This is a genomic window from Oceanobacillus sp. E9 (assembly GCF_001741975.1).
GTDB classification, from domain to species: Bacteria; Bacillota; Bacilli; order Bacillales; family Amphibacillaceae; genus Oceanobacillus; species Oceanobacillus kimchii.
Map to the genome: position 1 here is coordinate 361,431 of NZ_LSNA01000001.1, position 12,043 is coordinate 373,473.

At 35.0% G+C, this 12,043-nt stretch carries 11 protein-coding genes; 6 read left to right on the forward strand and 5 right to left on the reverse strand.

Going from position 1 to position 12,043, the window contains the following annotated elements; genetic code table 11:
- Positions 1 to 60: 60 nt before the first annotated feature.
- Together AQ616_RS01615 and AQ616_RS01620 are read right to left on the reverse strand one after the other, a co-directional pair.
- Positions 61 to 1,740 (reverse strand): peptide ABC transporter substrate-binding protein, encoded by a 1,680-nt coding sequence (locus tag AQ616_RS01615; protein WP_017798463.1) that lies wholly within the window; start codon positions 1,738 to 1,740, stop codon positions 61 to 63.
- Between the two features lie 364 nt (positions 1,741 to 2,104).
- Positions 2,105 to 3,175: a YkvI family membrane protein gene (locus tag AQ616_RS01620; protein ID WP_069684860.1), complete on the reverse strand. Its 1,071-nt coding sequence runs from the start codon at positions 3,173 to 3,175 to the stop codon at positions 2,105 to 2,107.
- A gap of 126 nt (positions 3,176 to 3,301) precedes the next feature.
- Here AQ616_RS01620 and AQ616_RS01625 point away from each other — a divergent pair, with 126 nt between their 5' ends.
- The 3 genes from AQ616_RS01625 (at position 3,302) to alr (ending at position 7,169) form a co-directional block, all read left to right on the forward strand.
- Entirely contained in the window at positions 3,302 to 4,549 is a 1,248-nt protein-coding gene (locus AQ616_RS01625; protein ID WP_017798465.1) for a PucR family transcriptional regulator, read from the forward strand.
- 110 nt (positions 4,550 to 4,659) lie between these two features.
- The gene (gene ald / locus AQ616_RS01630; RefSeq protein ID WP_017798466.1) at positions 4,660 to 5,790 is read left to right on the forward strand and encodes an alanine dehydrogenase; all 1,131 of its coding nucleotides are present in this window, start codon (positions 4,660 to 4,662) and stop codon (positions 5,788 to 5,790) included.
- 197 nt (positions 5,791 to 5,987) lie between these two features.
- The gene (gene alr / locus AQ616_RS01635) at positions 5,988 to 7,169 is read left to right on the forward strand and encodes an alanine racemase (RefSeq protein ID WP_069684861.1); all 1,182 of its coding nucleotides are present in this window, start codon (positions 5,988 to 5,990) and stop codon (positions 7,167 to 7,169) included.
- Between the two features lie 138 nt (positions 7,170 to 7,307).
- Here the strand turns inward: alr and AQ616_RS01640 are convergent, their stop codons facing one another.
- Both AQ616_RS01640 and AQ616_RS01645 read right to left on the reverse strand, forming a co-directional pair.
- Entirely contained in the window at positions 7,308 to 7,847 is a 540-nt protein-coding gene (locus AQ616_RS01640; RefSeq protein WP_069684862.1) for a GNAT family N-acetyltransferase, read from the reverse strand.
- Between the two features lie 334 nt (positions 7,848 to 8,181).
- On the reverse strand, positions 8,182 to 8,808 hold the full coding sequence (locus AQ616_RS01645; RefSeq protein ID WP_017798470.1) for a flavodoxin family protein: 627 nt from the start codon (positions 8,806 to 8,808) through the stop codon (positions 8,182 to 8,184).
- A gap of 134 nt (positions 8,809 to 8,942) precedes the next feature.
- Here AQ616_RS01645 and AQ616_RS01650 point away from each other — a divergent pair, with 134 nt between their 5' ends.
- The 3 genes from AQ616_RS01650 to AQ616_RS01660 all read left to right on the forward strand — a co-directional run bounded on the left by AQ616_RS01650 (position 8,943) and on the right by AQ616_RS01660 (position 10,891).
- Entirely contained in the window at positions 8,943 to 9,710 is a 768-nt protein-coding gene (locus tag AQ616_RS01650; RefSeq protein WP_069684863.1) for an arylamine N-acetyltransferase family protein, read from the forward strand.
- A 154-nt stretch (positions 9,711 to 9,864) separates the two neighbouring features.
- Complete coding sequence (locus AQ616_RS01655; RefSeq protein ID WP_017798472.1) at positions 9,865 to 10,428, forward strand: PadR family transcriptional regulator; 564 nt, start codon at positions 9,865 to 9,867, stop codon at positions 10,426 to 10,428.
- A complete protein-coding gene (locus AQ616_RS01660; RefSeq protein WP_017798473.1) occupies positions 10,421 to 10,891 on the forward strand; it encodes a DUF4188 domain-containing protein in 471 nt (156 codons plus the stop codon). The genes AQ616_RS01655 and AQ616_RS01660 overlap by 8 nt, the downstream gene beginning before the upstream one ends.
- Positions 10,892 to 11,056: 165 nt before the next feature.
- Here the strand turns inward: AQ616_RS01660 and AQ616_RS01665 are convergent, their stop codons facing one another.
- A complete protein-coding gene (locus AQ616_RS01665; protein WP_069684864.1) occupies positions 11,057 to 11,971 on the reverse strand; it encodes a hydroxymethylglutaryl-CoA lyase in 915 nt (304 codons plus the stop codon).
- Positions 11,972 to 12,043: the final 72 nt, after the last annotated feature.

Below are 12,043 nucleotides of genomic sequence, written 5' to 3' on the forward strand. Positions count from 1 at the left end.
AAAGAGAGTATTTTTTCAAATACTCTCTCTCACTATTTAAGAATTATTTGTTAATTTATATTATTTTTCGATTGTTACATTTTTCAATGTATAATCTGGTCCAAATAAATGCTCTTCTAATCCCTTAACATATGGCTTAATTAGAACTACTCTACCACGTTGGTAAACAGGAGCAATAACTGTATCTTCTTGAACTAATAGTTTTTCGGCTTCTAACATTGCTTCCCAACGTTTCTCAGGATCGTTTGCATATTTCACTTTAGCATCATCAATTAATTGATCATACTCTTCACTAGAGTAACCAGTGTTATTATTTGTACCATCAGTTACATATAAATCAAGGAAAGTCATTGGATCAAGGTAATCTGGTCCCCAACCGTGCATAACGATGTCATAGTCTTGATCAGTAGTAGTCTGTAAGCGAACTTTGAAAGGAACGTTTGTTAGTTTAATAGATAGACCTTCTAAGTTAGTCTCTAATTGATTTTGAAAATATTCAGATGTTGTTTTTGCATTTTCAGTATCATCACTTAGAAAATCAAGTTGAAGCTCTTCAACACCTAGCTCTTCTAACCCTTTTTCCCAATATTCTTTTGCTTGTTCTGGGTCATAAGAAATTAGATCTCCACTTTCTTCTCTAAAATCTTGATCAGTTTCAGGATTCTTAGCTAATCCTTCTGGAACATAACCATCAGATGGTACTGAACCATTTGCCAATACTGTCTCTGTAAATGACTCTTTATCAAACGCCATTGCTAAGGCTTTACGGATATTTTCATTAGCTAAAGGAGTTTCTTCTCCTCCACGTTCTTGGTTAAATTTAAGATACCACGAACTACCTTCTTTAAAAGTAGATGCATTTTCATCGTCTTTATACTGTCTAGCATACTCGGAACTTAAAGCAGCTGTACGATCAGCTTCATCAGTATTAAATAAGTTTACAGCTGTACTTGGTTCTTTCGAAACTTGAACATTTACTTCATCTAAACTTACATTTTCGTTATCCCAATATTGGTCATTCTTTACATACTTCCATGTTAAGCCTGAACCATTCCACTCCGTTAACTCAAATGGACCATTTGCTAACATATTTTCACTGTTTGTACCGAAGTCACTACCTTTTTCTTCTACAAATTCTTCATTTAAAGGTAGATACGTTCCAAATGCGAGAAGTGAATTTAAGTACTCAACAGGCTGTTCTAATGTTACTTCTAATGTATAATCTTCTTTAGCTTCAACGCTTAACTCTTCTGGATCTTTTTCACCATTCATAACTTCTGTTGCATTTTCAATAATTCCTGAAAACATATAAGCATATTCAGATCCTGTATCTGGATCGATTGCTCTTCTCCATGCATATACGAAATCATGCGCAGTTACTGGGTCACCATTCGACCATTTTGCATCTTCACGTAATTTGAATGTATATACTTTTCCATCTTCACTTATTTCTGGTTCACCATCTGCAATTGCAGGAATTGGTGTATCGTTTTCGTCCAAAACATATAGACCTTCCATCGTTTGTCCAAAAACAATAAAACTAGCAGCATCAGTTGCTAACGCTGGATCACCTGTAGGAATCTCAGCAGTTTCTATCATATTAAAAACTTGTTTATCAGAAGAATCAGTACTGCCACTGCCACCACTTGAACCTTCTGAATCACTACCACCGCAGGCAGCTAGTACAAGTGCTGTTACTAGTAAAATGACAGCAATGTAAAAATGTTGTGACTTTTTCATGTAGACCCCCACCTTTTTTTTAGTACTTTTCCAATTATACAACTATTGTTTTAATTGTAAATACGAACAAATGTCCGTTTATTTTATAATTATCTCACTATTCCATACCTAAATTTTACAAATATTTACTTTTAATATTTTAAATTTAAACTTGTAATCCGCTCTACATCTGCTTTTGAAATTTTTCGGAAAATTACTACCATTTAAATACCAATTGTTAATATTTGGGTTGTTTTCCTAAAAAAATAAGCGGAAGTTTAAATTTTCAGTTAAAATTAACTATTACAAAATACATGTTTTTGTAATCTAAAAAAGCTTGCAAAGGATGGATTATCCTCTACAAGCTCTAGTAGATATTTTGTATTTAAGAAGAATGCTGTTGTAACTCTTTCATTTTCTTCACCTTAAATGGTGCATAAATGAGAACTCCAATTAAAACAAGTCCTAAATAACCAATTAATGGATAGAAGAAAGCTACAAGTTCTGTAAATCCTACAAAACTACATGCGAATCCTGCTAAGATAACAATGATATAAAAATTCTTAAATTTCTTTGTACCAACATCAGCGAATCGAGCACCGAATGAATAGAACATACTTAACGCTGTATTGAATATCATAGCGAATATAACAATTGCCATAATAAACCCTAAAATTGGAGAGATATCGTTTACAATACCAAGCATAGGCATGTCCATGCTTCCTACCTCTTCAATTTTAGAGAATATTGCTAAGTGGCTAAATACGATTAGAATACCTAATCCAAGTCCACCTACCAAACCACCAAGTGCTGCAGTTCTTGAGTCTTTTTCAGCTCCACCCATTACTAGTGCCATTGATGCCCCTACTGCAGTATTAAAGGAAGCATAGTTAATACCAGCGATAAACCAGTTTGGTAATGATGATGTGTGTTGTTGTGCAACGTTATCTAATGCAGATATAGACCCATCGAATGTAAAGAAACTATAAATGGAGATCAGTATAACAAATAAAATTAAGAATGGTGTAATACTACCAATTATAGATACTACTCTATCAACATTTACCATCCCACATATAATAACTAAAACTGTCATTAAAATAGTCCCTACAATCGCAGGTACCCCAAACTGTTGATTTAGGTTTGATCCTGCACCCGCCAGCATAACGACACCTACACCAAAGAGTGTAAAGATAAGAATGTAGTCGATAATGAGCCCAATCCACTTTCCACTAATTCGATATATCACATCTTTATGTGAATTTGTTTTCATCACACTTCCTAACCACACAAGCGCAAATCCAATATACGCAAATAAAGCGGTTGCAATTACGGCCCCAATAGTTCCCATGAGACCAAAACTAGTAAAATACTGTAACACTTCTTGGCCTGAAGCAAATCCTGCACCTACGATTACGCCGATAAAAGCGCTTCCAATCAGTAGAATTTTTTTCATGATGTATATCCTCCCAACTTGTGTCATTATATACTATATCACCTTAAATATGAAATATATTTGTGTATATACTAAAATAGACAGATACATATTTGTTTATTTGTTTAAAATTGATGGAGGAAAATGATGAATTTAAATATAGATATACTTCATAAACGCTTAAATGATATCGTCACTTCACCAAATCAATTAGCCGACAACATTGCTGATCTATTCGAGTGTCCGATTACGATAGAAGATTCTAATCACCATGTTATTTCATATAGTCAGCATAAAGATGACATCGATCAGGTACGTATTTCTACGATTATAAATAGGAAAGTACCGGATAAAGTTATTAATGCTTTTTGGAAAAAAGGTTACATGCCTAAACTAATTGATAGTGACGACCCTGTCGTGATTCCAGAAATACAAGAAGTAGGACTTGGAAATAGAATTGCTATCTCTGTTAGAAAACAAAATGAAATACTGGGATTTATCTGGGCACATACATCCGATAAAACCTTCACGGAAGCAGAAATATCCCTCTTTAAAGAAGCTGCCACCTATGTTAAAAAATATTTTTTGAAAAATCGTCAGCACAATCGAAAATCCGAAGAAGGTTATCGCGATTTCTTCTGGCAACTTCTGCGCGGGGATCTACAAAACACGGATGATATCAATCGGCAAGCAAAACAATATAACATCCAATTACAAGATGATAAAACGATTGTTGTTATTCGTTTCTCGGATGAAGTGAATGAACAAATGGAAAAACATGCGTATTATTTATCCGAGTCCCAAGTGAAAGTTAATGTTATTACACGCCTATTTGATGATAATGATTTCATTATGCTAGTAGGATTACCGACGCAGTCTGATTCAAAACAATCATTATATGAATTTATTCAACAATTCATCCACCGTATTGGAGAGCAACTAAATCTAAACAATGTATTAGGTGCTGGAGGGTTACGTTACGAACAACCGCAATTAATTGGACAATCCTATCAACAAGCGAAAAACGTATTAAAACTCCAACAACTAATACCAGAAAGAATAAATGATATCCTTTTATATGAAGATTTAGGAGTATTACAGTTTATTGATATGCTTGCAGAAACTAGAAAAGATGAACATTATTACAATCCTTACATGGAAAGACTGCGTTCTTATGATAAGCGACATCAAACTTCTTTATTAGAAACATTAGATATTTATTTGCAATGCGATAGTAATGTATATCGTGCTGCAAAGAAGCTATTTGTTCATCCGAATACGATGAATTATCGATTGAAACGGATTAAAGAAGTAAGTGGAATTGACCTGAAAAACGCGAACCAAAAAACAAACATTTATCTCGATCTGCTTATCGATAGCATTCAGAAAACATGATTTGTGTATTTACACAAATCATGTTTTTTTATTTTATATTTTTAAATGATGAAACCGCTTCACGAAAGCTGTACGATAAGGGTAGAAATTGATAAAGGAGTTGTTTATAAATGATTATTGGTGTTCCTAAGGAAATTAAAAACAACGAGAATCGTGTTGCAATGACACCTGCTGGGGTCGTTCATTTAATAAATGCTGGTCACACTGTACAGATTGAGAAAGGTGCAGGACTAGGAAGTAATTTTACAGATGCAGAATACAAAGAAGCTGGTGCAGAACTTATCGATAGCGCTGCTAGTGTGTGGGAAAATGCAGATATGATTATGAAGGTAAAAGAACCGCTTTCTTCTGAATACAAATACTTCCGTAAAGGTCTTGTTTTATTCACTTATCTTCACCTTGCTGCTGCTCCAGAGTTAACAAAAGCATTAGTTGACAGTGAAGTAACTGCAATTGCTTATGAAACAATTACAGTAAATGGTACATTACCACTATTAACTCCAATGAGTGAAGTAGCAGGACGTATGGCTACACAAATCGGTGCACAGTATTTAGAGAAATCAGAGGGCGGAAAAGGTATCCTTCTTGGTGGGATTCCAGGAGTAAGCCGCGGTAAAGTAACTGTAATCGGTGGTGGAGTTGTTGGTACACACGCTGCTAAAATTGCTCTAGGTCTTGGAGCAGAAGTAACGATTATTGACTTAAATCCTGTACGTCTTCGTCAATTAGACGATATCTTTGGTTCAAGCATTCAGACATTAATGTCTAATCCGTACAACATTGCAGAAGCTGTAAAAGATTCTGATCTAGTTATTGGTTCTGTATTAATTCCAGGACGCAAAGCTCCAAAACTAGTTACAGATGAAATGATTCAATCTATGCAACCAGGATCTGTTCTTGTAGACGTTGCAATCGACCAAGGTGGTAACTTCGAAACTGTAGATCACCCGACTACACATGATGAGCCAATCTATGTAAAACATGATGTACTTCATTATGCGGTCGCAAACATCCCTGGTGCAGTACCACGTACAGCTACTGTTGGTTTGACAAATGTAACAGTACCATATGCGGTACAAATCGCTTCAAAAGGTGCAGTAAAAGCTATTCAAGACAACCCGGCAATCCTTTCTGGTGTAAACGTAATGAACGGTAAAGTAACTTACGAAGCAGTTGCTGCTGATCTTGGGTACGACTTTGTTTCACCTGAAGATGCAATCAAAAACACAGAATTAGTTTAATTTTATCCTTTAAAAAGAAGGATGAAATTAAACTAAGCATATTCATTATTTCATCTTTACCGAACTTTTTAACACATCCATTTTCAAGTACCCTTCCTGCTATAAGCTTAGAAGGGTACTTTTATTCTAAATGACGCAATTATGGTATAACCACCTTCAACCAATTATATTTTCCAGCCACCTAAGGAGGAATCACAATGATCCAAGGAAGTTATCGTGAAACATGGACAGAAGTATCTTTAGCTGCCATCTATCATAATGTAACAGCATTTAAAAATCATATCGATCATCATACAAAGCTAATGGCAGTTGTAAAAGCTGATGGATACGGGCACGGTGCTGTAGAGGTTGCACAAGAGTCTTTAAAAGCTGGTGCGGATTATTTGGCTGTTGCAATCTTAGACGAAGCTATCCAACTAAGAGATTCAGGAATTGATACTCCGCTACTTGTTCTAGGATACACTCACCCCGATGGTTTAAGAACAGCAATCGAGCAACAGATTTCACTCACTGTTTTCACAAAAGAAGGTGCAGAACAAGTGAAAATAGCTGCTGAGTCTCTACAAATGACAGCCCGTGTACACCTTAAAATCGAATCTGGCATGAATCGTATTGGCATTGCTACGAAAGAAGAAGCTGTCGATGTAGCAAAAACACTTCATTCTTCTTTTGTCATACTTGAGGGTGCATTTACTCATTTTGCGGATGCGGACAATACAGATCCCGCGTATACAGAGATGCAGTTTCACCGTTTTAATCAGATTATTTCTTATTTAAGAACCTATTGCCATATTCCTATCGTCCATTGCTGTAATACAGCTGGGACAATTGCTTATCCAGATATGCATTTAGATATGGTTCGTGTTGGTATCGGCTTGTATGGATTATATCCAGAAACACACTTGAAAGAATTGATAGATTTAAAACAAGCAATGAGTTTAAAGACAAAACCTGTTTATGTTAAAACGGTTGATAAGGACACAGTAATTAGTTATGGTCTTACCTTTACGACAGAGCGTAAAAGCGTCATTGCAACAATGCCAATTGGTTATGCAGATGGATTTTCTCGTCTACTTTCTAACCGTGGAAATGTTGTCATAAATGGTGAACATGCTCCTATCGTCGGAAGAATTTGCATGGATCAATCTATGATAGATGTTACTGACATAGTGGAGGATGTTAGTCTAAATGATGTAATTACTATTTTTGGTGAACCTTCAGAAGGGTATATCGCGATGGAAGAAGTAGCCAATCTAATGGGGACGATACATTATGAAACAGCATGCCTAATTGGAAAGCGTGTTCCACGTATATATATGAGCCACAATGAAGTGGTCAATTATAGGGGACTAATGAAGAAAGAAATTGTTACGTCTTAGTTTCTAGGTACACAATATATTTTAAGATAGGCGGGCACTCCTTAGTATCGTTTCAGCCCGTGCTATTCCCACTGGAGTCTCCGCCTTTTCTTGCATTTTTATCCATTGCATTTTTTAACCACCAGGCATCATTCATAGTTATTTGTGATTGACAATACCATAACAGTATAAATCATGGAAAGTACCATCTTTATAAATATGGTCTTTTTGTGTTCCCTCGTAAGTCATTCCACACTTTTTCATCACCCTACCTGACGCTGGGTTGATTTTAAGATGGTATGCAAATACGCGATGGAAATTCTTTTCTTTAAATGCAAATTGAATCATCGCTTTACTTGCTTCTGTAACAAAGCCTCTGCCCCAAAATTCTTCCCCTAGCCAATAAGCAATTTCTCCATTTTGATGGTTTTTACGATTAGAAAGAGATATAGAACCGTAAAGTTCTCCACTATCTTTATCTGTGATGGCAAATTGGTAAAGCGTATCTTCTTTTCTATTAATTTCATGACTCGAGATCCATTCTTTTGCATTTTCTAACGTGTATGGATAAGGAATATGTAACGTTGTTTTGTATATGTTGTAGTTATCGCAGAGATTCGTGACATCTTCTGCGTCCTCTAATGTAAATGGTCGTAATGTTAATCGTTCTGTCTCTATAATTTTTGAAGCTAATGTCATGCCTACCCTTCCCCCCTTTAGTTTTCAGTATAATAAAAAAATAAAAGGTAGGCTAGTGTTAATGAAAACTACACGTTTGTTAATTAGTTGACTTAACCAATAATGTGCACCATCGAATATATTCATTACTCCATGTATAATAAACACCGCGATTATAAAGTACATCCATACACGCTTGATATCCCCTCACTATCTATAGGACTTTTTTAATCTTATTATAATTACTTGAATACATATCATTTATCACCTATATAAAAATCGCAGGTAAAATACAGTATTCTTCCCAGGCGAATTGCGATTGTATTTTACCTGCAATAAATATCTTGTTTTCTATCTATTCCATTACGTTCCCTTCAGCAGGAATTGGATTTTCTTTTAATAATTTCGCAATGTGAATAGTGTTATAAGCAAGCATCTTCACATGATTTTGTGTAAATTCATTTTCTTTCCCATTGGCTTCCATGAATGATGGACCTGGTCCTGCTTCTCCTACCCAGTAGGTATCGACATTTGGCGGAATGAGAAATCCGATATGAGATAATCCATAAATAAGGGATGTTGCAGCGTTTTTTGCACCGTCTTCATTTCCTGTAACAACAACACCACCGACTTTATTATAATAAATCGATTGTCCTTTTTCATTGGTCAACCCACTTCCACCATAAAGCCGCTCCATCGTAACGGTTGCAAGACTACTCTTCTCACCTAACCAAATCGGCGTACCAATAATAACAATATCAGCTTCTTTTACCTTTTTTAAGATTGTCGGCCATTCATCTTCACCACCTAAATCATCACTTATCCCAACAGGAATATTGTAATCCGCTACTCGTACCGTTTCGCTAACTACTCCCTCATTTTCATAAATACGTTCCACTTCTCCATATAAAGCATCTGTATTTGAATCCTCATTACTTGTTTTCAAAGAAGTATTTAAAAATAATGCTTTTAGTTTTGCCATACTTATCTCTCCTTTCTAAGTCTGTACCCGTAAATGGAGAATATAAATCAAAGTTTCTGCCACGATAAAAGCAGATATTTTTTATTTCTAGTTGCATCCTTCTATAATAGAAAAGATGAAATGGAGGAAAAAAGATGTTACAAAAACAATTCCGCCAAAGAATTGGTTTATCAGAAAATGAAGAAGTTACTTTTAATAAACTTGAAGATATATTGATAAAAACAGCAACAACCATTCCATTTGAAAACCTACGTGTGATTCATGCGACAACGAAAAACATTACTAAACAAAATTTAGTCGATAAAATATTAATACAAAACGAAGGTGGTCTTTGTTATGAGTTAAACTCTATTCTGTACTACTTTTTATTGGAAAATGAATTTGATGTTTCTTTAATACGTGGCGTCATCTATGACAATAACGCACAAGATTGGGGACCCATGGGAAAAACACATATTGCTATACTCTTGAAATATGATGGAGCCATCTATCTTGTCGATACCGGATTTGGTGGGAATCTTCCACTCAAGCCAGTACCAATAACCGGGGAAACAATTCAATCATTTAATGGAGAATTCCAGATCATAAAACAAGATACACCACACGGAAACTTTCTTCTTCAATTAAAACTTAAATATAAAGACGCTGATTGGAAGACCGGCTATGCTTTTGACTCTAACTATATAGTTCAACATATTTCGGAATTAAATAAAATCCAAGAAACCATTATAGAACACCCACAATCTCCATTTAATAAAAGATCTTTAGCTACTAAGCTTCAATATGATGGAAGTATTACCTTGACAGAGAATTCACTTACAATTTGGAAAAACGGAGATGAAACAAAAGAATCTCTTCCACCACATTCATTTAAACAGCTATATATAAAACATTTTCAATAATATATTTTTGGTGTGCAAAACTGTCTCTTTAGTTGGGTACACCATTTTTATTTAAAAATTTTCGGAAATTTGTATTGATTTAATACAATAATGTGGTATTGTTAATATATCAAAAAGATATATCTAATTGATATAAAGAAAGGTTGTACTAAAAATGAAAATGTATAACGATACTGCTTATGTAATTTTAGGTATCTTAACAACGGAATGTACATCAGGGTATGATATTAAAAAGCTAATTGATCAGAGTCTGAATCATTTTTGGAAGATTAGCTATGGACAGATTTATCCAACGTTAAAGTTACTAGTGGAGGAAGAACTAGCGGAAGTTGCTCCATCTTTAGAAAGCGGAAAAAAAGACAAAAACGAATATTCACTAACTGAAAAAGGGGTAAACACACTAAAATCATGGTTAGAAGAACCTGTTCAACAATTACCCGTGGAAAAAAACGAAATTTTACTTAAATTATTTTTTGGAAACCATCAATCAAATAAAGCGAGCATTCGTCTTATTGAAGATTACAGGACAAAATTACAAACACGTTATCAAACCTACGTAGCAATTGAAACATCCATTAAAGAACATGACTCAGCTTCCAAAGACGCGAAGTATTGGTTATACACGTTAGATTATGGAAAGAGAACAACGAAAGCTGCCATGGATTGGTGTGCAGCAACTATCAAAAATATCCCAAAAGGAGAGGAAATGTATGAGTAAAACGATTTATACGGGTGGATATACGACGGAAAACTCCGAAGAAATAGTAGTGTTTATTATAGGAATGCGAATTAACAAGTGTCTTGCTATCCATAAATGGCTTCCTGTATTTCTAGCAATGCCGCGGATGATTAAAGAATTATATACGCAAAAAGACTCGCTTGGCTTTATTTCAATGGAAAGCTACTTTGGCCTAAGGACGACGGCAATGATTCAATATTGGAACTCAATAGAAGAGTTACATGCTTATGCAAGAAAAGACAAACATCTAACGGCATGGAGAAACTTTAATAAAAAAGTTGCCAACAATGATGCTGTCGGTATTTATCACGAAACATACCAATTAAAAAAAGGTGAGTACGAAGCAATTTACAGAAATATGCCTCATTACGGGCTAGGAAAAGCACTCACACACACTCCCATTACCCCTAAGGCTAATTCTTCGCGTAAGAGATTGGCCTAAAACATTCTACAACAGAATTGTTTTCTAATACAGTGTCACTTTATTAATAAATTTCTACGTTATGAAATGCTTATACTATGATTTTAATTCATATAAAAGAGGCATGCTGAACGCTGTGCCTCTTTTATAAACTCACCATTAACTATGACATTATCCATAAATTAATTAATTTTTAATAACTTCTCCTGCAGTACCAGCTTTCATTACTTGACCTGCTAGCTGATATCCTAAAATTCTTTCCAACTTCTTAGACGTATTTATTAATTTTTGAAGGTTGATAGAATGTTCTATAGGAATTTCCATTTCCATAAACATATGGACAATATCCTCCAAACATACGTTACCTGTAGCTCCTGGAGCAAATGGACAGCCACCTATCCCTCCCAGAGATGCATCAAAATGCCTTACCCCCGCCTTATATCCCGCAAGCAAATTCACTAATCCCATCCCTCTTGTATTATGGAGATGTAAACTAAGTTGCACGTGTGGAAAAACTTCTTTCAACGTTGTAATATAATGACGAATTTTTTTTGGATTCGCCATTCCAGTTGTGTCTGCTAAAGTAACCTTATCTATACCATTATTGATAAGTTGTTCCATTATAGAACAAACCTTACTAACATTGTATTTGCCTTCAAACGGACAACCAAATGTTGTTCCTAAACTTACATTCAGAACTGTTTGTGGCGAATTTATCAGTTTTTGTATCGAATAAACTTCTTCTAGTGACTCTCTAACTGTATGATTTACATTTTTTCTATTGTGAGTTTCACTTATTGATAATACAAAATTGATTTCATCTACACCTGATTCCAATGCGTTTTCTGCACCTTTGACGTTCGGCACTAAAGCCGCTACGGTAATTTCTTCATTCTTCAAATTCCCTACAACCTCTTTGGCATCTTTTAATTGAGGTATAGATTTTGAAGATACAAATGAAGTCGCCTCTATGCGCTTTATTCCAGCATTAAATATCCCCTGTAGAATTAATAGTTTATCCTCTGTTTCAATCCAATCCTTTTCCATTTGAAACCCATCTCGTCCGGTAACGTCGGTCAAATATACTTCAGAATCGTCCACATAGATACCCCTCTCTAACAATAATTAGAAACTGAAAAATTCATCGATTCTAGTATATATTCCAGCAAGTCT

What these genes read in the sequence shown, in the direction of transcription:
- AQ616_RS01645 (WP_017798470.1), bottom strand. Translation starts at nt 8,808, where the DNA reads ATGGCAAAACTAAAAGCATTATTTTTAAATACTTCTTTGAAAACAAGT.
- AQ616_RS01625 (WP_017798465.1), top strand. Translation starts at nt 3,302, where the DNA reads ATGAATTTAAATATAGATATACTTCATAAACGCTTAAATGATATCGTC.
- AQ616_RS01640 (WP_069684862.1), bottom strand. Translation starts at nt 7,847, where the DNA reads ATGACATTAGCTTCAAAAATTATAGAGACAGAACGATTAACATTACGA.
- ald (WP_017798466.1), top strand. Translation starts at nt 4,660, where the DNA reads ATGATTATTGGTGTTCCTAAGGAAATTAAAAACAACGAGAATCGTGTT.
- AQ616_RS01615 (WP_017798463.1), bottom strand. Translation starts at nt 1,740, where the DNA reads ATGAAAAAGTCACAACATTTTTACATTGCTGTCATTTTACTAGTAACA.
- AQ616_RS01650 (WP_069684863.1), top strand. Translation starts at nt 8,943, where the DNA reads ATGTTACAAAAACAATTCCGCCAAAGAATTGGTTTATCAGAAAATGAA.
- AQ616_RS01655 (WP_017798472.1), top strand. Translation starts at nt 9,865, where the DNA reads ATGAAAATGTATAACGATACTGCTTATGTAATTTTAGGTATCTTAACA.
- AQ616_RS01620 (WP_069684860.1), bottom strand. Translation starts at nt 3,175, where the DNA reads ATGAAAAAAATTCTACTGATTGGAAGCGCTTTTATCGGCGTAATCGTA.
- AQ616_RS01660 (WP_017798473.1), top strand. Translation starts at nt 10,421, where the DNA reads ATGAGTAAAACGATTTATACGGGTGGATATACGACGGAAAACTCCGAA.
- alr (WP_069684861.1), top strand. Translation starts at nt 5,988, where the DNA reads ATGATCCAAGGAAGTTATCGTGAAACATGGACAGAAGTATCTTTAGCT.